The 21,363-nt window shown below is 70.1% G+C and carries 20 protein-coding genes; 2 read left to right on the forward strand and 18 right to left on the reverse strand.

The window, feature by feature from the left end:
* Positions 1 to 396: 396 nt before the first annotated feature.
* Positions 397 to 1,353, forward strand: coding sequence for a tyrosine recombinase XerC (locus BLQ43_RS09895; protein WP_090020339.1), 957 nt, complete (start codon positions 397 to 399; stop codon positions 1,351 to 1,353).
* An 87-nt stretch (positions 1,354 to 1,440) separates the two neighbouring features.
* Here BLQ43_RS09895 and BLQ43_RS09900 read toward each other — a convergent pair whose 3' ends face one another.
* The 16 genes from BLQ43_RS09900 to miaB form a co-directional block, all read right to left on the reverse strand.
* A complete protein-coding gene (locus tag BLQ43_RS09900) occupies positions 1,441 to 1,869 on the reverse strand; it encodes a phasin family protein (RefSeq protein ID WP_176758624.1) in 429 nt (142 codons plus the stop codon).
* 194 nt (positions 1,870 to 2,063) lie between these two features.
* Positions 2,064 to 4,175, reverse strand: coding sequence for a polyribonucleotide nucleotidyltransferase (gene pnp, locus BLQ43_RS09905; RefSeq protein ID WP_090020343.1), 2,112 nt, complete (start codon positions 4,173 to 4,175; stop codon positions 2,064 to 2,066).
* A 235-nt stretch (positions 4,176 to 4,410) separates the two neighbouring features.
* Complete coding sequence (gene rpsO / locus BLQ43_RS09910; RefSeq protein WP_090020345.1) at positions 4,411 to 4,680, reverse strand: 30S ribosomal protein S15; 270 nt, start codon at positions 4,678 to 4,680, stop codon at positions 4,411 to 4,413.
* Between the two features lie 27 nt (positions 4,681 to 4,707).
* Positions 4,708 to 5,640, reverse strand: a complete 933-nt coding sequence (gene truB / locus BLQ43_RS09915) for a tRNA pseudouridine(55) synthase TruB (RefSeq protein ID WP_090020347.1) — start codon at positions 5,638 to 5,640, stop codon at positions 4,708 to 4,710.
* Positions 5,624 to 6,067 (reverse strand): 30S ribosome-binding factor RbfA, encoded by a 444-nt coding sequence (gene rbfA, locus BLQ43_RS09920; RefSeq protein ID WP_090020348.1) that lies wholly within the window; start codon positions 6,065 to 6,067, stop codon positions 5,624 to 5,626. Before rbfA ends, truB begins: the two co-directional genes overlap by 17 nt.
* Before the next feature lie 32 nt (positions 6,068 to 6,099).
* Entirely contained in the window at positions 6,100 to 8,850 is a 2,751-nt protein-coding gene (gene infB / locus BLQ43_RS09925; RefSeq protein WP_090020350.1) for a translation initiation factor IF-2, read from the reverse strand.
* The gene (locus BLQ43_RS09930) at positions 8,834 to 9,487 is read right to left on the reverse strand and encodes an RNA-binding protein (protein WP_090020352.1); all 654 of its coding nucleotides are present in this window, start codon (positions 9,485 to 9,487) and stop codon (positions 8,834 to 8,836) included. The genes infB and BLQ43_RS09930 overlap by 17 nt, the downstream gene beginning before the upstream one ends.
* 11 nt (positions 9,488 to 9,498) lie before the next feature.
* Positions 9,499 to 11,043, reverse strand: coding sequence for a transcription termination factor NusA (gene nusA / locus BLQ43_RS09935; protein ID WP_090020354.1), 1,545 nt, complete (start codon positions 11,041 to 11,043; stop codon positions 9,499 to 9,501).
* Positions 11,044 to 11,087: 44 nt separating this feature from the next.
* On the reverse strand, positions 11,088 to 11,627 hold the full coding sequence (rimP, locus tag BLQ43_RS09940; protein WP_090020356.1) for a ribosome maturation factor RimP: 540 nt from the start codon (positions 11,625 to 11,627) through the stop codon (positions 11,088 to 11,090).
* A gap of 132 nt (positions 11,628 to 11,759) precedes the next feature.
* Positions 11,760 to 12,491, reverse strand: a complete 732-nt coding sequence (trmB, locus tag BLQ43_RS09945) for a tRNA (guanosine(46)-N7)-methyltransferase TrmB (RefSeq protein WP_090020358.1) — start codon at positions 12,489 to 12,491, stop codon at positions 11,760 to 11,762.
* 94 nt (positions 12,492 to 12,585) lie between these two features.
* The gene (locus BLQ43_RS09950; protein WP_090020360.1) at positions 12,586 to 13,086 is read right to left on the reverse strand and encodes a helix-turn-helix domain-containing protein; all 501 of its coding nucleotides are present in this window, start codon (positions 13,084 to 13,086) and stop codon (positions 12,586 to 12,588) included.
* A gap of 132 nt (positions 13,087 to 13,218) precedes the next feature.
* Positions 13,219 to 14,847: an apolipoprotein N-acyltransferase gene (gene lnt / locus BLQ43_RS09955; RefSeq protein ID WP_090020363.1), complete on the reverse strand. Its 1,629-nt coding sequence runs from the start codon at positions 14,845 to 14,847 to the stop codon at positions 13,219 to 13,221.
* Entirely contained in the window at positions 14,840 to 15,823 is a 984-nt protein-coding gene (locus BLQ43_RS09960; RefSeq protein WP_245659543.1) for a hemolysin family protein, read from the reverse strand. Before BLQ43_RS09960 ends, lnt begins: the two co-directional genes overlap by 8 nt.
* Positions 15,820 to 16,350, reverse strand: a complete 531-nt coding sequence (ybeY, locus tag BLQ43_RS09965) for an rRNA maturation RNase YbeY (RefSeq protein ID WP_090020365.1) — start codon at positions 16,348 to 16,350, stop codon at positions 15,820 to 15,822. The genes BLQ43_RS09960 and ybeY overlap by 4 nt, the downstream gene beginning before the upstream one ends.
* Positions 16,351 to 16,396: 46 nt before the next feature.
* Positions 16,397 to 17,437: a PhoH family protein gene (locus BLQ43_RS09970; protein ID WP_090020367.1), complete on the reverse strand. Its 1,041-nt coding sequence runs from the start codon at positions 17,435 to 17,437 to the stop codon at positions 16,397 to 16,399.
* Positions 17,434 to 18,855: a tRNA (N6-isopentenyl adenosine(37)-C2)-methylthiotransferase MiaB gene (miaB, locus tag BLQ43_RS09975; RefSeq protein ID WP_176758625.1), complete on the reverse strand. Its 1,422-nt coding sequence runs from the start codon at positions 18,853 to 18,855 to the stop codon at positions 17,434 to 17,436. The genes BLQ43_RS09970 and miaB overlap by 4 nt, the downstream gene beginning before the upstream one ends.
* A 276-nt stretch (positions 18,856 to 19,131) precedes the next feature.
* Between miaB and BLQ43_RS09980 the strand changes: the two genes are divergently transcribed.
* The gene (locus tag BLQ43_RS09980) at positions 19,132 to 19,476 is read left to right on the forward strand and encodes a helix-turn-helix domain-containing protein (protein ID WP_176758626.1); all 345 of its coding nucleotides are present in this window, start codon (positions 19,132 to 19,134) and stop codon (positions 19,474 to 19,476) included.
* A 189-nt stretch (positions 19,477 to 19,665) separates the two neighbouring features.
* Here BLQ43_RS09980 and BLQ43_RS09985 read toward each other — a convergent pair whose 3' ends face one another.
* Together BLQ43_RS09985 and BLQ43_RS09990 are read right to left on the reverse strand one after the other, a co-directional pair.
* On the reverse strand, positions 19,666 to 20,490 hold the full coding sequence (locus BLQ43_RS09985) for a lysophospholipid acyltransferase family protein (protein WP_090020372.1): 825 nt from the start codon (positions 20,488 to 20,490) through the stop codon (positions 19,666 to 19,668).
* Between the two features lie 7 nt (positions 20,491 to 20,497).
* Positions 20,498 to 21,313, reverse strand: coding sequence for a GNAT family N-acetyltransferase (locus BLQ43_RS09990; RefSeq protein WP_090020374.1), 816 nt, complete (start codon positions 21,311 to 21,313; stop codon positions 20,498 to 20,500).
* Positions 21,314 to 21,363: the final 50 nt, after the last annotated feature.

Raw genomic sequence — 21,363 nt, forward strand, 5'->3', positions numbered from 1 at the left:
TTCGACACCGGCGTCTCGCCGGGATGAATGGGTCACTCACGACCAAAGATGATCTTTGGAAACGTCCGTCGCTCGACACCCGCGTATCACAGGGATGATTGGGTCACTCACGACCGAGAGTGCTGTTGCGAAGCAAATACCTCCGCGGCTCAGGACACCTCGAAGGGCAAAATGTCGCGGCGGTCTTGGGCAAGGTGCCGGTCTTCGACAGCGGCCGGCTTCGCGTCTTCGCGTCACGCATTTATACCGAGTAGGCTGGCATCGCCGTGCGACAGCGCGGTATGCTGCCGCGACCGAACTGATCCGCGTATCCATCCCAAAACCACCGCCGTTTGCGCCGTGCGCGCGCCAATGGCATTCAGGTCGGACGGCGCAGGCAGTGCGGACGGGACGGGCATGACCGTAGAGCCGGGAACCAGGGCCCCCGTATCCTGGGAGGTACGCGACGCGCTCGTGGCGTGGCGGGCGTGGCTGGCGCACGAAAAGCGCGCTTCGGCCAACACGCTCGACGCCTATGCGCGCGATGTGGACGCCTTCCTGAGCTTCGCGGCCCGGCACACCGGCGGCGCGGTGGACTTCGCGGCGCTCGGCGCGCTCACCGTGGCGGATTTCCGCGCCTGGCTGGCTTCGCGCTCCACGGCGGGGCTGACGCGCAGCTCCACGGCACGCGCGGTGTCCAGTGTGCGCGGCTTCTTCCGCTGGCTGGCGCGCATGGGCTACGTGGAAAACGCGGCCGTCCACCATATGAAGGCGCCGCGCCGCCCGCGCCAGGTGCCCAAGGCGCTGAGTGAGGTGGAGGCCGGCGACGTGCTGCGCGCGGTGCAGGAGGTCGCGGGCACGCCCTGGATCGCCAAGCGCGATCTGGCGGTGCTGCTGCTGCTCTACGGCTGCGGGCTGCGCATCGGCGAGGCGCTGGCCCTCACCTGCGCCGAGGCCCCCGCGCCCGGACAGGAAGCGCTCACCGTCACCGGCAAGGGGAACAAGCAGCGCCAGGTACCGCTGCTGCCCATCGTGGGCGAGGCGGTGCAGACCTACTTGGCCGAATGCCCTTATGTCCTGCCGCAAGACGCAGTCTTGTTCCGCGGCGCGCGCGGCGGGCCATTGGGGGCGCGGCGCGTGCAGGAGCGCATGCAGCAGATCCGCGGCTGGTTGGGACTCTCGGCCTCGGCGACGCCGCACGTCCTGCGCCATTCCTTCGCCACCCACCTGCTGCAGCAGGGCGGCGACCTGCGCGCCATTCAGGACCTGCTGGGCCACGGCTCGCTGTCGACGACGCAGCAGTACACCGCCGTCGACAGCGCCGGCCTCAAGCGCGTCTACGACCGCGCGCATCCGCGCGCGGGTGGGGGATAGAAAAATATCGGACGGGGGATAGCGCAAAAAAACGCCCCCGCGCCGGATGACGCGGGGGCGGCAAAGGCCTCGGCTTGTGGCCGGTGGTTACGCGGCCACCTTCATGCTGTCGCGCAGCTCGTCGAAGCTCTCGCTCATGCGCGTGTTGAAGACCTCGAACGCCTTCTGCTGGACGCTGGCGTTGACCTCGGCCAGCTCGCGCAGGTTGCGCACCGTGGTCTCGTAGAAGGTCTTGGCCGCATCCGTCTGGGCGGCGAGATCGCCGCCGCCGTTCGGGCCGGCCGTCTGCGGCTGGGGCATCTGGCGCATCATCGCCATCTGGCGCTGGACGAGCTGCTGCGCGCCCGCGAGCGCCGTGCGCTGGATCTCGGTGACGGCGTCGATGTTCTTGCGCTGGCTCTCGGCGAGCTTGTCAGTGTCCACCCCCGGCACCTGGACGGCGTTCAGATAGGTGCGGGGATCGAACAGCGCGCTGACGTCGCCGTTAAAGAACGGATTGCCCTTGGTCTGACTCATGGAGTCGTCTCCGGGGGTTGTGGGGGAGCCTGGCGCGGGCGGTCGGGCCCGGCGCGGAATATTGTGCGCTGCACAACGCTGACCGGGATGTGAGGGCGGTTGCGGCATGTGTCAAGGCATCCGCGCGCCACGCACAAAAAAGCGGGGCGACCCGAAGGCCGCCCCGCGATGCGAGTCCAGCCGTGGGGCGCGGTTTACTCGCTCTTCTCGATCTCCTGACCGGTCTCCTGGTCGACCTGCTTCATGGACAGCTTGACCTTGCCGCGGTCGTCGAAGCCGAGACACTTGACGTAGACCATGTCGCCCTCGGCCACGAGATCGCGCGGGTGGTTCACCCGGTAGTCCGCCATCTGCGAAACGTGGACCAGGCCGTCGCGCGTGCCCAGGAAGTTCACGAACGCGCCGAAGTCCATGATCTTCACGACCTTGCCCTGATAGACCTCGCCGGCCTCCGGCTCCGCGGTGATGCCGCGGATGCGGTTGATGGCGGCGTCCGAGGCGGCCTTGTCCACGGCGGCGATCTTCACCGTGCCGTCGTCCTCGATGTCGATCTTGGCGCCGGTCTCTTCGCAGATCTCGCGGACGACCTTGCCGCCGGGGCCGATGATGTCGCGGATCTTCTCCTTGGGCACCTCAATCACGGTGATCGACGGCGCGCGCTCGGAGACGCCCTCGCGGGCGGCGGTGATGGCCTTTTCCATCTCGCCCAGGATGTGCATCCGCCCGTCGTGGGCCTGGTTCAAGGCCACCTGCATGATCTCGGAGGTCACCGAGGTGATCTTGATGTCCATCTGCAGCGAGGTGACGCCTTCCCGCGTGCCGGCGACCTTGAAGTCCATGTCGCCCAGGTGGTCCTCGTCGCCCATGATGTCGGAGAGGACGGCGTAGTTGTCGCCCTCCTTGATGAGCCCCATGGCGATGCCGGCACAGGAACGCGGCAGCGGCACGCCGGCGTCCATCATCGACAGCGAGGAGCCGCACACCGTGGCCATCGAGGAGGAGCCGTTGGACTCCGTGATCTCGGAGAGCACGCGCACGGTGTAGGGGAAGCTCTCCTTCGACGGCATGATCGGGTTGAGCGCCCGCCAGGCCAACTTGCCGTGGCCGATCTCGCGGCGGCCCGGCGCCATCATGCGGCCCGTCTCGCCCACGCAGTAGGGCGGGAAGTTGTAGTGCAGCATGAAGTGCTGGCGGTACTCACCCTCCAGCGCGTCGACGATCTGCTCGTCCTGGCCGGTGCCGAGCGTCGTGGTCACCATCGCCTGCGTCTCGCCGCGCGTGAACAGCCCGGAACCGTGCGTGCGCGGGAGCACGCCCACCTCCGCGGAGATCGGGCGGACGGATTCCACCGAGCGGCCGTCGATGCGCTTGCCGCTCTCGATGATGCTGCCGCGCACGATCTCCCGCTCCAGGTCCTTGAGCACGGACGGCGCGACGTAGAGCTCCATCTCGTTGTCGGCGAGCGCGTCCAGCGCCTCCTGGCGGATGGTGGACAGCTCCACCTGGCGCTGCTTCTTGTCCGCGATGGCGTAGGCCTCGCGCAGGCGGCCGCCGAACTGCTCGCGCAGCTTGGCGTGCACCGTCTCCTTTTCCGCCGGGTCCTCCGGCACGGACCAGGGCTCGTTGGCGCACTCCTCGGCCAGCTCGACGATGGCGTCGATGACCTTCTGGTACTGCTGGTGGCCCCAGTTCACGGCCTCCAGCATCGTGGATTCCGGCAGCTCGCTGGCCTCGGACTCCACCATCAGCACGCCCTCGCTGGTGCCCGCGACCACGAGGTCCAGCTCGGAGCTCGGCACGTCGGACTGCGCCGGGTTCAGCTCGAACTGCCCGTTGCGGTAGCCCACGCGGCAGGCGCCGATGGGGCCCATGAAGGGCATGCCGGACAGCGTCAGCGCCGCCGAGGCGCCGACCATCGCCACCATGTCCGGGTCGTTCTCCAGGTCATGGCTCAGGACGGTGCAGATGACCTGGGTCTCGTTCTTGAAGTTCTTGGCGAACAGCGGCCGGATGGGCCGGTCGATCAGGCGGGAGGTGAGGGTTTCCTTTTCCGTCGGCCGGCCTTCGCGCTTGATGAAGCCGCCGGGGATCTTGCCCGCCGCCGCGGTCTTTTCCTGGTAGTTGACCGTCAGCGGAAAAAAGTCGAGCCCCGCTTTGGGGCTCTTGTCACCGACCGCGGTGCACAGCACGACCGTGTCGCCGTAGCGGGCCATCACGGCGCCGTCGGCCTGGCGCGCGATCCGGCCGGTTTCCAGCACCAGCGGGCGTCCGCCCCAATCGATTTCCTTGCGGTGAACGTCGAACATCGTCTCTCGGTCCTTTCAGCTTGCCGCGGCCGGGCGTTTTGCTGGCCGGACCCGCGAAAAGCGCGTTTCCCCCGGCGCGCGGGTCGGGGAAACGCACCTTACGTCGGCCCGGCCGGGGATGATCTGCCGCCCGCGCGCCGGCCGCAGTCGCGCGAAACGGCGCACCCGTGTCATCGTGCGGCGTGAGGGGCGCCGCCCGCCGGGTGCCCGCGGGCGGCGCCGGCCGCACGGGTCTTTAGTGGCGCAGGCCCAGGCGCTTGATCACGTCCTGATAGCGCTCGCGGTTCGTGCGCTTCATGTAGTCCAGCAACCGCCGGCGCTGGCCCACCATCATGAGCAGCCCGCGCCGCGAGTGGTAATCCTTGTGGTGGCTCTTCATGTGGTCGGTCAGGTTCTGGATCCGCTCGGTGAGGATCGCGACCTGAACGGCCGTGGAGCCGGTGTCGTTCTCGTTGGCTCCGAACTCGTTGATGAGTTCCTGCTTGCGCTCGCTTGTGATCGACATCGGTTTTCGTGCCTCGCTCGGTTTGGGTCAGACGTGCAGGATGCGGACCGGGCGAATGGCCCCAGCCTCGAAGCGGGCGAGCGCGACGGCGCGGCCCTGCACCTTGGCGCAGACCACGTCGCCGTTCTCCAGCTCCCGCAGGCGCTCGAGGTTGGCGCGTTTGAGCAGCGACACGCTCTGGCCGCTGCGCAGGCGGTTCGCCTCGGCCTCGGTCAAGGCCAGCGCCGGGATGTCGGCCAGCGCGGTCTCGACCGGAAGCAGATAGTGCTGGAGGGCTTGCGGGTCGTCCATGGCCTCCAGCGCGTCCAGCGGGATCATCTCCTCGCTGTCGAAGGCGCCCACCCGCGTGCGCCGCAGCGCCGAGAGGTGGGCGGGGGTGCCCAGCGTCTCGCCCAGGTCGCGGGCGAGCGCGCGCACATAAAAACCCTTGCCGCAGGTGCAGACAAAGGTTGCGTGGTCCCGATCGTCGATCGAGACCAAGTCCAGCGATTCCAGATGGACGGGGCGGGGCTCGAGCTGCGGGTCGCCGCCTTCGCGCGCGATGTCGTAGGCGCGGCGGCCGTCCACCTTGATGGCGGAGTAGGTGGGCGGGGTCTGCTGGATCTCGCCCAGGAATTGCGGGATCGCGGCCTCGATGGCCTCGCGCGACGGGCGCGCCGCGCTTTCCTCGGTGATCTCGCCCTCGCCGTCGTCCGTGGTGCGCGCGATGCCCCAGCGCACGGTGAAGCGGTAGCTCTTCAGCCCCTCCATGATGTAGCCGACCGTCTTGGTCGCCTCGCCCAGGGCGAGGGGCAGGAGCCCGCTGGCGAGCGGGTCGAGCGTGCCGCCGTGGCCCATCTTGCGCACGCGCAGCTTCGCCTTGACGCGGTTGAGGGCCTGCGTCGAGGTCAGGCCGGCTGGCTTGTCCAGCACCAGCCAGCCGCTAAGCCGCGTGGCCTTGGCGTTATCGCTCGTCGTCATCGTGTTCATCGGACGTATCCGGGTCCGCGTCCGCCTCGCCCTCGTCGGCGATGTCGCGCTGGACGCGCGGGCTGCGCAGCAGGGCATCGATGCGCGCGGCCTCGTCGAACGAGGTGTCGGCGCGGAACCGCAGTTCGGGGGTGTGGCGCAAGTTGATCGCCCGCGCCAGCTGGTGGCGCAGGTGGGGCGCGGCCCGTTGCAGCCCGTCCACCACCGCCGCCTGGTCCTCGGCCGCGAAGGGCAGAACGTAGGCGGTGGCGAGCTTCAGGTCCGGGCTGACGCGGACTTCGCTGACGGTGATGGAGACCCCGGCCAGCGCCGGATCCTGCAGCTCGCTGCGGGCGAGGATGTCGGCGAGCGTGTGCCGGATCTGCTCGCCCACGCGCAGCTGGCGCTGGCTGGGGCCCTTTTCCTGACGTCGACTCATGATGCACCCGGCAATCGGGCCCGGGACGGGCGTTACAGCTCGCGCTCGACCTGCTGGGTTTCGTAGCACTCGATCAGGTCACCCTCGCGGATGTCCTGGTGGTTCTCCAGCGCGATGCCGCACTCGTAGCCGGCCTTCACCTCTTTGACGTCGTCCTTGAAGCGCTTGAGCGTCTTCAGCGTGCCCTCGTAGATCACGACGTTGTCGCGCAGCAGGCGCACGCCCGCGTTGCGGCGCACGACGCCCTCGGTCACGCGGCAGCCGGCGACGTTGCCCACGCGCGGCACCTGGAAGACCTGGCGGATGTCGGCGTAGCCGATGAAGTTCTCGCGCGCCGTCGGCGAGAGCTTGCTTTCCAGCAGGGCCTTCACGTCGTCCACGAGGTTGTAGATGACCGAGAAGTAGCGGATGTCGACACCGTCGCTCTTGGCCATCTGGCGCGCCTTGCCATTGGGCCGGACGTTGAAGCCCAGCACCAGGGCGTTGGACGCGGCCGCGAGCGTGATGTCGCTTTCGGTGATGCCGCCGACGCCCGCGTGCAGCACGCGCGGTTGCACTTCCTCGTTGCCCAGCTTTTGCAGGGCGCCGTTGACAGCCTCCAGGGAGCCCTGGACGTCGGCCTTGACCACCAGCGGCACCTCGGTGACCTGACCCTCCTTGATGCGGGCCAGCATCTGCTCCAGCGAGCCCGTGCTGGGCGCGGTCGACTGCGTCTCGCGCGCCTTCTCCTGGCGGTGCTCGGCGATCTCGCGGGCGCGCTGCTCGCTGTCCACCACGACGAAGCGGTCACCCGCCTGCGGCGTGCCGTGCAGGCCCAGCACCTCGACCGGCTCGGACGGGTACGCCGCCTCGACGTTGTCGCCGCGGTCGTTCACCAGCGCGCGGGCGCGGCCGTACTCGTTGCCGACGACGAAGGTGTCGCCCTTCTTCAGCGTGCCGCGCTGGACCAGGAAGGTCGCCACCGGGCCGCGCCCCTTCTCAAGCTTGGCCTCGACCACGGTGCCCTCGGCGGCGCGGTCGGGGTTGGCCTTGAGGTCCTGGATCTCCGCCTGGAGCGTCAGCGCCTCGGCGAGCTGCTCCAACCCCTCGCCGCTGGACGCGGAACACTCCACGGCGAGCGTTTCGCCGCCCATCTCTTCGGTGACGACGCCGTAGTTCAGCAACTCCTGGCGCACGCGGTCCGGATCGGCGTCCGGCTTGTCGCACTTGTTGATGGCCACGACCATCGGCACCTCCGCCGCCTTGGCGTGGTTGATGGCCTCGACCGTCTGCTGCTTGATGCCGTCGTCGGCGGCCACGACCAGGATGACGATGTCGGTGATGTTGGCGCCGCGCGCCCGCATCTCCGAGAACGCGGCGTGGCCGGGCGTGTCGATGAAGCTGACCTTGTTCCCGCCCGGCATGACGACCTGGTAGGCGCCGATGTGCTGTGTGATGCCGCCGGCCTCGCCGGCGACCACGTCGGTCTTGCGCAGCGCGTCCAGCAGGGACGTCTTGCCGTGGTCGACGTGGCCCATGACGGTGACCACCGGCGCGCGCGGCTGCATGTCCGCTTCGGCGTCCGGGGCCGTCTCCAGGCCCTCCTCGATGTCGCTTTCCGAGACGCGCTTGGGCGTGTGGCCGAACTCCTCGACGACGAGCTGGGCGGTTTCGCCGTCGATCGTCTGATTGACGGTCGCCATCGTGCCCAGCTTCATCAGCGTCTTCACGACCTGGCCGGCCTGGACGGCCATGCGCTGGGCGAGCTCGCCCACCGTGATGGAATCGGGGATAACCACCTCGCGAATCACCTTCTTTGGCGGCTGATGCGCCTCGCCGCGCTGGCGCTGCTTCTGGCGCTGGCGCTGGCGGCGCGTGGCGGACAGCGACGGGGCGCGCTCGCCCTCTTCGCTGTCGAGCGCCTGGGGAATGGTCAGCTGGCCCTTCTTGCGGCCGCGGTCGCCACCGCGCTTGCCGGGCGCCTGCTTGGGCGCGGGGGCCGCCTTCTGCTTCTTGATCCGGCCGCCGAGGTTCTCCTGAACCTCCTCGTCCAGATCGCGGCCCTTGCCCTTCTCCGCCGGCGCCTGCTCCTTCGCCTCGGGAGCCTCGGCCGCGGGGGCAGCCTCCTCGGCGGCCGGCGCGGCCTCGGCAGCCGCTTCGCCGGCGCCGGACTCGGCCCCAGCTTCCGCCTCGGCGGGCTGTTCCTTGGCCTTGGCGGCCTCTTCGGCCTCCTTCTGGCGGCGGCGCTCCTCCTCTTCGGCCTCGAGCTGGCGGCGCGCCTCTTCCTCGGCCTGACGGCGGCGCTCCAGCTCGGCCTGGCGCTCGGCTTCCTCCTGGCGGCGGCGCTCGTCTTCCTCCGCCTGACGGCGCTTGCGCTCCTCTTCCTGGCGCCGTGCCTCTTCCAGCGCGCGCTGGCGCGCCTGGCGCTCGCTCTCGGTGAGCTGGCGGCCGGAGCTGTCGCGCTCGATCGTCTGGGTCTCGGCCGTGCCGGTTTCCAGCGACTCGCCGTGCGCGGCGCGCTTGGTCTGCTCCACCGACTGATCCGCGCCGCGGCGCGCCGGGGCCTCCGCGGTCTCGCGCTGCGCCGTCTCCTGCCCGCGGCCGCTCTCGCCGCGCTGGTAGGTGCGCTTGCGCTTGACCTCGACGGCCACCTGCTTGGACCGGCCGTGGCTGAAGCTCTGCTTCACCTGGCCCTGCTCGACCTTCTTGTTGAGTTCGAGCGTGCCACGCTTCTTGCCGCTGAGCTTCAGCTTGCCGTCCTTGTTCTCGTCCGACTTCTTATCGTCCTTATCGTCGCTCGTCATCGCGCTCCGCCGTTCGATTCGTCGGCGTGTCCATCCAAGCCTCGTCCGCCTCGGGCACGAAGCCGACCAGCCGGCGGCAGTCCCGCAAAAGCCGATCGGCGTGGCCACCGTCCAGCACGGCCACGTGCACCGTGGGCCCGCGGCCGAGCGCGGTGCCCAGGTCGTCCGAGTCGAACAGGCCCACGAGAGCCAAGTCCGGCCGCGCGGCCCGCCCGAGGCGGCGCAGCCGCTCCACGCCGTCGACTGCGGCGTCGCGGGCCTGCACCAGCACGCACGCGTCGCCGCGCTCCAGGACCTCGCGGACCTTGGTGAATCCGGCCCGCGCCTGTCCGGCGCGCATCGCCAGCCCGATCCGGTCCAGGCACCGCTTGTGCAGCCGCGCCGCAACCTGCGCCGCCAGATCGTCCGGCACGCGCACAGCCTGCCGGGCTGCCCGGGCGAAGTGCCGCTGGCGCGCCTTTTCTAGCACATCGCGGGACGGCACACACCAGATTCCCCGACCGGGCAGCTCCTCGCCCGGATCGGGAACGATGGCGCCGTCCGGGCCCACCACGAAGCGCAGCAGCTCCGCCTTGGGCCGGACCTCGCCCGTCACGATGCATTTGCGCTCCGGCGTGTGCCGGCGCGTCTCCGTCATGGCGCGCGCGATCAGCCCTCGCCCGGCTCGGTGCCGCCGCTTTCGCCCTCGCCGGTCTCCTCGAACCAGTGGGCGCGCGCCGCCATGATGATGTTGTCCAGCTCGTCCTGGCCGGGCGCTTCGTCACCCAGGATCTCGGCGAGCTCGTCGCGCGCCAGATCGCCCAGGTCGTCCATCGTCTTGATGCCGTTGCGGCCGAGCCGGAGCACCATCTCCTGGGAGAGGTTGTCCAGGTTCGCCACCTCGTCGCTGACGCCGAGCGCGCGGCGCTGCTCGGTGAACTGGCGATCCTGCTCTTCCAGGTAGCTGCGGGCGCGGTCGCGGAGTTCCTCCGCGACGTCCTCGTCGAAGCCCTCGATCTCGGTGAGGTCCTCAATGGGGACGTAGGCGATCTGGTCCACCGCCGTGAAGCCCTCGGCCACCAGGAGATGGGCGATGACGTCGTCCACGTCCAGCGCGTCGATGAACATCTGGGAGCGCTGGTGGAACTCCTCGCTGCGCCGGCGCGACTCCTCGTCCTCGGTGAGGACGTCGATGTCCCAGCCGGTGAGCTGCGAGGCCAGGCGCACGTTCTGCCCGCGCCGCCCGATGGCGAGCGAGAGCTGGTCGTCGGGGACGACCACCTCGATGCGGCCCTGATCCTCGTCCAGGACCACCTTGGTCACCTCCGCCGGCGCCAGCGCGTTGACCACGAAGGTCGCCGGATCCGGGGACCAGGGGATGATGTCGATCTTCTCGCCGTGCAGCTCGTTGACCACGGCCTGCACGCGCGCGCCGCGCATGCCCACGCAGGCGCCCACGGGGTCGATCGAGCTGTCGTGGGAGAGCACCGCGATCTTGGCGCGGCTGCCCGGATCGCGCGCCACCGACTTGAGCTCGATGATGCCGTCGTAGATCTCCGGCACTTCCTGCGTGAACAGCTTCGCCATGAGCTGCGGGTGGCTGCGCGACAGGAAGATCTGCGGGCCGCGGTGCTCCTTGCGCACGTCGTAGATGTAGGCGCGGATGCGGTCGCCCACGCGGTAGGTCTCGCGCGGGATCGACTCGTCGCGGCGCAGGATGGCCTCGGCGCGGCCCAGGTCGATGTGCAGGTTGCCGAACTCGTTGCGCTTGACGATGCCGTTGACGACCTCGCCGACGCGGTCCTTGTACTCCTCGTACTGGCGCGCGCGCTCGGCGTCGCGCACCTGCTGCACGATCACCTGCTTGGCGGTCTGCGCGGCGATGCGGCCCAGGTCGATGGGCGGCAGCTCCTCGATCACGAAGTCGCCCACGTTGAGCGTGGAGTCCTTCGCGCGCGCCTCCTCCAGCCGGATCTGGGTGTGCTCGTCCTCGATCTCCTGCACCACCTGGCGGTAGCGGCGCAGCTTGATCTCGCCCGAGCGCCGCTCGATCTCGGCGCGGATGTCGTGCTCGTGGCCGTACTTGGCCCGGCCGGCCTTGGAGATCGCCGTCTCCATGGCCTGCAGGACCTCTTCGCGCTCGATGCCCTTTTCGCGGGCAACCGCGTCGGCCACCTGCAGCAGTTCCGCTTTGAACGCCGTCGCCGTGTCCATCGCCGTATCCGTTCCTGTCGTCCTGGCGGCCTCAACCGCCGGCCTCAGTTGTCGGTTCCGTCCTCGCGGGCCCGTGTCCAGTCGATCAGCTCGTCGGTGAGCACCAGCTTGGCCTTCGCGATCTCGTCGAAGGGCAGCTCGTGCTCGACCCCGTCCGCGCGGATGCGCACGTAGCCGTCGCGGATGCCGAGCAGCGGCCCCTTGTAGCGGCGCCGCCCGTCGCGCGGCGCCTCCAGTTCCACACGGGCATCGAATCCCGCCCAGTCGTGAAAGTCCGAGAGCCGCGTCAACGGGCGGTCGATGCCGGGGGACGACACCTCCAGCGTGTAGGCGGTGTCGATCGGGTCCTCGACGTCCAGGATGGCCTCGGCCGCGCGGGAAACCTCGGCGCAGGCATCCACGTCCATGCCGCTGCCGTCGGTGCGCTCGGCCATGATCTGGAGCGTCTTTTCCCGTTTGTTGCCCGCAAGCTGCACGCGCACGATGCGGAAGCCCATGGATTCCAGCGTGGGCTCCAGCATGGCCTCGATTTCCGCGGCCTTCCCGGTGCTGGTCTTGCGCCGGGCCGCGTCCGCGTCGCGCACGGCTTCGACCTCCCGATAACAAAAAAGTGGGCCCTCGGGCCCACCTTCCACGGCGCCCTGGGACGCGGGCGCACCCGCGTCCGATGTCAAGGGGGAACATAGGACCGCGTCACGCCTGGTGCAAGACCAGCCTCACCCCGCATCCGCGCCGCGCGCGCGGCGCCGGTAACGCAGGTAGATGGGCCGCCGGCCCTGCTCGACCGCTTTCTCCTCGTAGCGGGTGGGCGGCCAGTCGGCCGGACGCTCGCGCCAGTCGGCGGCGGTTTCGGCCGTCCAGGCGAAGGCGGGATGGCGTTGCATCTCCACCATCATCCAGCGCTGGTAGCTGGGATCGTCCGTGGCCAGGCGCAGCTCGCCGCCGTCGGCGAGCACGCGCGCGAGAGCGTCCAGCTGCGTCTGCTGGACGAAGCGGCGCTTGTGGTGGCGCGTCTTGGGCCAGGGATCGGGGAAGAGGACGAAGACCCGCTCCAGCGAAGCCTCGGGCAGGGCGGCGATGAGCTCGCGGGCGTCACCGTCGTGGACGCGCACGTTGTCGAGCCCGCGATCCTCGACCCGGCGCAGCAGCTTGGCGATGCCGTCCTGAAAGATGTCGGCGCCGATCAGGCCCACGTCGGGCCGGTTTTCGGCGTGCCAGGCCAGGTGCTCGCCCGCGCCGAAGCCGACTTCCAGCCAGACCGCGCGCGTACCCGCGGCGAAGAGGGACAACGGGTCGAGCGTGCCGTCCGGCTCGGGCATGGGCACGCGCAGGCGCGGCAACAGGCTGTCGAGAACCCGCTGCTGCGCCGGGCGCAGCTTGTGGCCCTTGCGGCGGCCGTGAAGCTTGCGGCCGCCGGATTGCGGCTGGCTGGAGTTGTCGATCGCCATCGCACGCCGTCCGTCCCCGAAGCGGCCCGGACGGTGCTCAGCGCGGGGCCGCGGGTCAAGCGCGGCACCCGCTGCGCGCTCGCGGGGGCGGCGGTCAGACCGGCTCGTCGCCGCCGTCGTCGCCCCCGGTCGGCGGCGGGATCTCCTCCTCGTCCTCGGACGGGGAGGCCAGCGCCTTGGTCAGCTCGAACAGCCGCCGGCGCACCTGCGGGTCCTGGACGCGGTAATAGGCGCGCACGAGTTCCAGCGTCTCCCGCTTGGCGAGGGGATCGAAGTCGTAGACCTCGCCTTCTTCCTGCAGCCCGCTGAGCTGCGCGGGTGAGCCGTGCTGCGTGTCCGTCGGCATCTCCTCGAAGAAGAACCCCACCGGAACGTCGAGCACGCGCGCCAGATCGAACAGCCGGCTGGCGCCGATGCGGTTGGCGCCGCGTTCGTACTTCTGCACCTGCTGGAAGGTGAGGCCGATGGCCTCGCCGAGCTTTTCCTGGCTCATTCCCAGCAGCGTCCGGCGCAGACGGACGCGTCCGCCCACGTGGACGTCGACCGGATTCGGCGCCCCGCCCCGACCCGTCGGTTGATCCCCATCGCCGCTCATGTCGTTGGCCCCATTTCGCGGTCCGGCGTGCGCTCACCCGTCTAGGCATACTTCTGTATGCGGTCAAGCGCAGTCTCGCGGGTGCAGTCCAGCACGGATGCAATCGAGAAACGTTGTCAAGCGGAAGTGCAGCTAGTGGTTGGAGGCGCCGGCGCCGGCCGATTTGCACGCGCGCGTATGTCGAGACCACGCCAGCGCGCCCGCCACGACCGCCAGGACGGCCAGCATCGCCGCAAATGTCCAGTCCCCGGCGCGGGCATACAGGGTCGGCGTCTCGCGCGGTGCGGGCAACGGGGCGTCGAGAATGCCGCGCGCGTTCAGGTCCAGCCGCGCCAGCGTGCGGCCGTGGGCGTCGATCACGACGCTGACCCCGGCGTTCGCCGCGCGCACCAGCGGCAGGCCCTGTTCCACCGCACGCAGGCGGGCGTTGGCGAGGTGCTGATACGGCCCCGCGCTGGTGCCGAACCAGGCGTCGTTGCTGACGTTCAACAACCAGCCGGGGCGCTCACCGGAGGGCACGATCTCGGCGGGGAAGATGGCTTCATAGCAGATCAGCGGCGAGACGGCCGGCGCGCCCGGTACGTCCATCACCCGCGGGCCGGGGCCGGGGGTGTAGCCGATGCCGCCGTGGGCGAGCTGCTCCAACGGCAGGAGGTCGTCCAGCGGCATGTACTCGCCGAAGGGCACCAGATGGTGCTTGTCGTAGCGTGCCCCCTGTGTGCCGTTGGGGCCGAGCGCGATCACGGAATTGAACAGGCGCGGCCGGGCCCCACCATCTTCCACGCGCGCGATGCCCGAGAGCAGGGCGCCGTCCGGCGGCGCGGCCGAGGTCATGGCTTCGCGCAATCCCCGCGCGCGACCCAGGAAGTAGGGAACCGCGCTCTCGGGCCAGATGACGTGCGTGCGCCCGGCGAAGCCGTCCTGCCGGCTCATCGACAGGTAGCGGTCCAGGTGGTCGCGGCGCAGCGCCGGGTCCCACTTGCGGTTCTGCGGGATCGCGCCCTGGACGAGGCGCAGCTTCACGCCCGGCACCGTGGCCTCGCCGGCCAGCGGCGCGGTCGCCAGCCGCACGGCGCCGCCGCCGAGCGCCAGGACCAGCAGCGCGAGCGCGGCGCCCGGCACACCCCAGCGCCGCAGCGGCGGCTCGTCCCGCCAGGCAAGCGCAGCGGGGGCGGCGGCGGCCAGCACGGTGACGAGGCTGAGGCCCCAGACGCCCCACCACGCCACGCTCTGCACGCTGAAATCGGCGAAGCCCCAGGCCGTGCCCAGCAGGTTCCAGGGAAAGCCGGTGAGCACGTGCCCGCGCACCCAGGCAAGCGCCGCCCAGGCGAGGGCGAAGACGGCCAGCCGCGCGCCACTGCGCGCGGGCGCGTGCCACGCCGCCGGCGCGGCCAGGGCCGGGAAGATCGCCAGCCCGCCGGCGAGCCCGAGCACCGCCAGCGGCATCACGGGCAGCAGGTGCGGCGCGCCCGCGTAAAAGGACAGCCCGACCCAGTAGAGCCCGGCGGCGAAATGCCCCAGGCCGAACAGCCAGCCGAGCGCGAAGGCGCCGCGCCGCGAGGCCGCGCCGTCGAGCTGCCACAGCAGCCCCGTGAACGCGGGGATCAGCACCGGCACGGCGTAGACCGGCGGCATGGCGAGCGCGCTCATCGCGCCCAGGACGAGCGCCGCCGCCGCCCGCCGCCAGCCCGTCAGGCCGGCGAGCCAGGCGGCCAAGCGCGGCAGCCATCCCGGCGCGCGCGCCGGGACGGTGTCAGTCATCCGGTTCCTCGGCCGTTTCGGCGCGCGGCTGGGGCGGCAGGTTGTCGCGGATGCGCAGCCGCTTCACGCGGCGGGGGTCGGCTTCCATGACCTCGAAGGTGAAGCCCCCCTCGTGGATAACGAGTTCCCCGCGCGCCGGCACGCGGTCGGCGATGAAAACGATCAGCCCGCCCAGGGTGTCGATGTCCTCCTCGCGCTCTTCCGGCGAGAGGAAAGGCCGCACCCGCTCCTCGAAATCCTCGATGGGCAGGCGCGCGTCGGCGACGAGGGAGCCGTCCGGCCGCTCGACGAGCTGCGGGCTTTCGTCGGTGTCGTGCTCGTCCTCGATCTCGCCGACGATCTCCTCGACCACGTCCTCGATTGTGACCAGGCCGTCGACGCCGCCGAACTCGTCCACCACGAGCGCCAGGTGCGAGCGCGACAGCCGCATCTCCAGCATCAGGTCCATCAGCGGCATCGAGGGCGCGACGAAGAGCACCTCGCGCGTGACCCGGGAGAGCTGGAAGCCGTGGCGGCTGCGGGCGTGGGCCAGCACGTCCTTGATGTGCACCAGCCCGATCACGTCGTCGAGCGACTCGCGGTAGACCGGCAGGCGCGAGTGGCCGCCGCGGCTCATCAGGTCCACGAGGTCGTCGAAGCCGGCGTCCGTGTGGATGGCGCGGATGTCCGCGCGCGGCACCATGATGTCGTAGGCCGTGAGGTGGCGCAGGTGGAGGATGTTGGCGAGCATCAGCCGCTCGTGGCTGGAGATCGGCTGCGCCGTGTCGTCCTCGCGCTCGCTCTCCTCGATGATCTCTTCCAGCGTTTCGCGCAGCCCGGCTTCGCCGTTGTGGCTCTTCACCAGCCCGCGCAACCACGAGCCGAGCGCCTGACGCAGACTGGGGCCGCCGCGCGTCAAGCGGGCGCCGCCCTGGCTGGCGGCGCCGCCGTTGGCGCGCACGGCCGTGTTGGCGATGCGCGGCGAGTCCTCGTTCACAGCGCACCCCCCGCCGCCTCGGCGTAGGGGTCGGCGACGCCCAGCCCGGCCAGGACGCGCACCTCCAGGCCCTCCATCGCCTCGGCCTCGGTGTCGTCCTGGTGATCAAGGCCGAGCAGGTGGAGCGTGCCGTGGACGGTCAGGTGGGTGAGGTGGTCGGCCGCCGTCTTGCCCTGCGCGCGCGCTTCCGCCAGCACGGTTTCCAGCGCGATGACGACGTCGCCCAGTTCGACCGGCTCGCCGGGGATCTCCGGGCTGTCGCCTTCCAGCGCGGCGAAGGCGAGCACGTTGGTGGGTTTGTCGGCGCCGCGGTAATCGCGGTTGAGGGTTCGGACGGTTTCGTCGTCCGCCAGCACCAGCGACAGGCTCAGCGGCCCGGCCGGCTTGTCCGCTTCGGGAATCGCCTCGACGGCGGCCACGGCGGCGCGCGCGACGAGGTCCTCGGCGTTGGGGATGTGGGTGGCCCAGGCCCCGGCGTGTGCCGCGACCTCGGCGCTGATAGGTCGATTCGGCGGTTCGTCGCTCATCGTCCCGCGTTCCCGGCCGGCCGGCGCGCGCGGCGCCGACAGCGGCTCATGCCTCGTTGTCCCGGTCGTGTTCCTGCTTGCTGCCACGCTCTTCGTAGGCGCGGACGATGCGCGTCACCAGCGGGTGGCGGACCACGTCGCCGTCGGTGAAGCGCACAAAGCCGATTCCATCCAGACCGGCAAGCAGATCGCAAGCGTCGCGCAAGCCGGACAGCTGGCCCCGGGGCAGGTCCACCTGCGTCGGGTCGCCGGTGATGGCCATGCGCCCATTCTCGCCCAGGCGGGTGAGGAACATCTTCATCTGCACGGGCGTGGTGTTCTGACCCTCGTCCAGAATGACGAAGGAGTTGGCCAGGGTACGCCCGCGCATGAAGGCCAGCGGCGCGACCTCGATCTCTCCGGATTCCAGCTTCCGGTTCACCTGCTCGCCCGGCAGCATCTCGTAGAGCGCGTCCTGCAGCGGGCGCAGGTAGGGGTCGACCTTTTCCTGCATGCCGCCGGGCAGGAAGCCCAGGCGCTCCCCGGCTTCGACGGCCGGGCGCGAGAGGATGATGCGGTCCACGCGGCCCTGGAGCAGCATCTCCACCGCCACCGCGACGGCGAGGTAGGTCTTGCCCGTGCCCGCGGGGCCCAGGCCGAACACCAGCTCGTTTTCGCGCAGGGCCTGGATGTAGGCGGCCTGGCGCTCGGAGCGCGGGGAGATGCGCCGGCGGCGCGTGCGGATCGCGAGATCGTCCGCGTGCAGCGCCGAGGGACCGTGGCGCGTGGCGCCGTTGCCGGCCGGCTCCGGCGCTGGCTCGGAGGCCTCCGCCATGCGGACGGCGGCGTCGACCTCGTTGGAATCCACCGAAAGCCCCTTTTGCAGCCGCTCGTAGAGCGCCTGGAGCGCACTCTGCGCCGCCGTCACCGAACTTTCCGAACCCGAAATGGTGACGTTGTTGCCGCGCACGGCGATCGACACCCCGAGCGCCTGTTCGATGCGGGCGAGGTGCTGATCGTGCTGGCCGAACAGAAGAGGCAACAGCCGGTTGTCGTCGAATTCAAGCAACGACGGCTGCTGCACGCGCTGACCGGTTGGCTCGCTCAAACGGCGGCTCGCTCCTCAAGGCTGTTCGGCGGACCCGCGCCGTGCACCCCGTGCGCCGACGCTCCGTCCCATGTGGATGTGGCGACCCGCCCGCGCAAGCTGTTGGGGTGGGCTTCCGTGATGTCGACCTCGACCATGCGGCCGATGAGGCGGTCGGGCGCGTCCACGTGCACCGGCTGCATGTAGGGGCTGCGCCCGATGAGCTGGCCGGGGCGCTTGCCGTGCCCGTCGAACAGAACGGGCAGGCGCATGCCCACGGTGCGGTGGTTGAAGGCGTGGCCCTGCTCGCCGAGCAATTGCTGCAGGCCGTGCAGACGCTCCGTCTTCACCGCCTCCGGCACGGCTTCCTCGGTGTTCATGGCCGCCGGCGTGCCCGGGCGCGGGCTGTACTTGAAGGCGTAGTTGTGGGCGAAGCCGACGTCGGCGATCAGGCGCAGGCTTTCCGCGTGGTCCTCGGCGGTTTCGCCCGGGTGGCCGACGATGAAGTCGGACGCCATGGCGATGTCGGGGCGCAGCTCGCGCACGCGCTCGACGATGCGGCGGTAGTGGTCCGCCGTGTGGCCGCGGTTCATGGCCTTGAGCACGCGGTCGGAGCCGCTCTGCACGGGCAGGTGCAGGAAGGGCATGAGCTGCGGCACGTCGCGGTGCGCGGTGAGCAGCTCGTCGTCCATGTCCTTGGGGTGGGAGGTGGTGTAGCGGATGCGCTGGACGCCCTCGATCTCCGCCAGCTCGCGGATCAGGCGGCCCAGGCCCCATTCGCGCCCGTCCGGGCCCTCGCCGTGGTAGGCGCTGACGTTCTGGCCCAGCAGCACGATCTCCTGGCTGCCCGAGGCGACGAGCCCTCGCGCCTCCGCCAGCACGGTGTTCACCGGGCGGGAGAACTCGGCCCCGCGCGTGTAGGGGACGACGCAGAAGGTGCAGAACTTGTCGCAGCCCTCCTGCACCGAGAGGTAGGCACTCGGCCCCTGGGGCTGGCGCTCTTCGGGCAGGTGGTCGAACTTGTCCTCGACGGGGAAGTCGGTGTCGAGGATGCCGCGCCCCGGGCGCGAGCGTTCCGCCTTCGCAATGAGCTCGGGCAGGCGGTGGTAGGTCTGCGGGCCGACGACGACGTCCACCTGCGGCGCGCGCTCCAGGATTTCCTCGCCCTCGGCCTGGGCGACGCAGCCGGCGACGGCGAGCAGCGTGCGCCCGCCGTTGGCGGCCTTGGCGTCCTGGATGTGGCGCATGCGGCCGAGCTCGGAATACACCTTCTCCGCGGCCTTTTCGCGGATGTGGCAGGTGTTGAGCAGGATGAGGTCGGCGTCGTCGGGTTCGTCCGACAGCGTGTAGCCGAGCGGCGCCAGCACGTCCGCCATGCGGGCGGAATCGTAGACGTTCATCTGGCAGCCGTAGGTCTTGATGTAGAGCTTCCTGGTCACGGCGGTTCGTGTCCGCTCCCGACGGTCGTGCGTGGCAATGGTGTTGGCGTGCTGCCCGGAAGCCTAACACCGGCCTTCGATGGGTCCAATGAAGGGTTGGGTGACGGCGTTGGGACGCGCTGCTCACTTTCGCCGCCTTCGACGCCAATGTGAAGGAACTTCGCGGTGCAGGGGGTTACCGCCTACGGGTGGGAAATTACCGCGTACTCTTCACACGTCATGACGGTGAGCCCTACATCGTGTTCGTGTACGCCGCCGCGCATCGGAGAGACGTCTATGAGCACTGATGCAGCGCCGGTGTCGCGCGATCAATACGACGCGATGGTGGAACGCTTGGCCGACCTGGAGGATACGGTCGCGCTGTTGCAGGCGCGCTTGCAGGAAGATGGCCCCGGCATTCCGGCCGAGGTGCTGCGCGCGGAGTTGGACGGGGTGCATCTCCTCACGGCGTGGCGCGAAAACTTGGGGATGACGGCGCGTGATCTCGCCGCGCGGGCCGGTGTGAGCGCGACCTACCTTTCGGAAATCGAGACGGGGCGCAAGCCAGGGTCCACGAGCGCCTACCGGGCGCTTTCAAGCGCGCTGGACGTTCCGATGGACTATCTCGTGCCGGACGAGTGACGCTGGACGTCGCGGCCAGAGGCACCTGTGTCGGCTGGCACGTTCCCCAAGACAGCCCCGGTATCCCGGTTCGCACCTGCTGTCCGCCTGACAGGTGCGATAAAACACGCTGTGTTTTCCCAAGACAGCCCCGATATCTCGGTTCGCACCCGCAGTCCGACTGACTGGAGCGATAAAACACGCTGTGTTTTAGGCGGCTTTTTTGAGGGAGGCGTCGATGTCGGCTTGGCGGCCGGCGAGGGATTCGGAGACGCCGCGGGCGACGGTCTGGTGGCAGGCCTGGGACATGGCCTTGCGGGAGCTGAAGTCGTCGATGGTGACGGGGGCGTGGAAGGTCACTTCGACGGTGATCGTGCCCAGGCCGAGCATGTTCCACATGTGCGGGGCGATATCCATGTCGCCGTACCAGGCGACGAAGGGGCGCAGGTAGCGGCCCATGGGGACACCGTCGAGCTTGGTGTAGGCGACGGAGACGGGCTGGACGGTGACGGGCCGGCCGTGCGGGCGCTTTTCGGCCACGGAGAAGAGGGCGCTGCGGAAGGGCAGCACGCGGTTGCCGTCGTCGCTGGTGCCTTCGGGAAAGAGGATGAGACGGTCGCCGGCTTCCAGGCGGCGGGTCATCTCGTCGCGCTGGCTGGCGGTGCGCCCGCGCCGGCGGTCGACGAAGACGGTGCGCTGGAGCTTGGCGAGCCAGCCGAAGAAGGGCCAGTCGGCGATTTCCGCCTTGGCGACGAAGGAGCCCTCGATGAGGGCGCCGAGGACGGTGATGTCCAGGTAGGAGGTGTGGTTGCTGACGATCAGGGCGGGCCGCGTGTCGACGGGCTGGCCGTGCTGGACGAGCTTGAGCCCGAGCAGGCGCAGGCAGCGCTGATGGTACCAGCGCGGCAGGCGGTGCATCAGCGGCATCTGCAGCGCGACGGCCGCGGCCTGGACCACCATGAGCGGCAGGGTGAAGCCGGCATAGACGAGGAGCCGGAAGAACGCCCGCGTCGGCGAGCCGAAGGCGACCTGCATGGCGCCCTCACCCCTCCGATTTGTCGTCGCGCGTCAGGTGGCGGACGTAGCGGTCGGTGACGAGGTCGGTCTTCACCACCACGCAGACGTCGGTGGTGTTGAAATCTTGGTCCACCACGGCGCCGTCGCCGACGAAGCCGCCCAGGCGCAGGTAGCCCTTGAGGAGCGGCGGCAGCTTGGCCGCCGCGCGGCGCGGCTTGAAGGCGTCCGGGTCCAGGCGGTTCATGTCCACGTAGAGATCCGGCCGCGCGACGGGGCGCAACGCGGGCGGGGCGAGGTGATGGTGGTAGAGGTAGGCGAGCTGCTCGCCGAGCGCGTCGGGGTCGGTGCCCAGCATGGACGCGCAGCCGAACATCAGGTGCACGTCGAAGTGCAGCACGTAGGCGGCGATGCCGCGCCAGAGCAGCTGCATCGTGGCGCCGGTGCGGTGATCGGCGGCGACGCAGGAGCGGCCGAGCTCCATGATCTCGCCGGGATAGGCCAGCAGCGCGTCGATGTCGTATTCGTCGCTGGTGTAGAACTGCCCGGCGCGCTCGGCCTGCTCGCGGCGCATCAGGCGGTAGGTGCCGATGACGCCCTCGGGCCCGTCGGCGATGGCGGTGTCGAAGACGAGGAGATGGTCCGCGTGAGCATCGTAGGCGTCGAACTCGCGCCCGGTTTCCCGCTGCTCCGGCGTGGGCGTGGCGTTGCGCTCGGTCACGAAGACCGCATAGCGCAGCCGCTGCGACGCCTGGATCTCCGCGTCGGTTTCGGCAAGGCGGATGCGCAGGTTCCCCGATTCAACCTGAACGGGCCGCTGCGCGTCCTCGTGCGATGCCTGCATGGGGACCATCTCCGGCTTCGACACCGGCCGGGGCCGGTCCGTCGCCCCGC

Origin of the sequence: Limimonas halophila (assembly GCF_900100655.1) — a bacterium.
Classification (GTDB): domain Bacteria; phylum Pseudomonadota; class Alphaproteobacteria; order Kiloniellales; family Rhodovibrionaceae; genus Limimonas; species Limimonas halophila.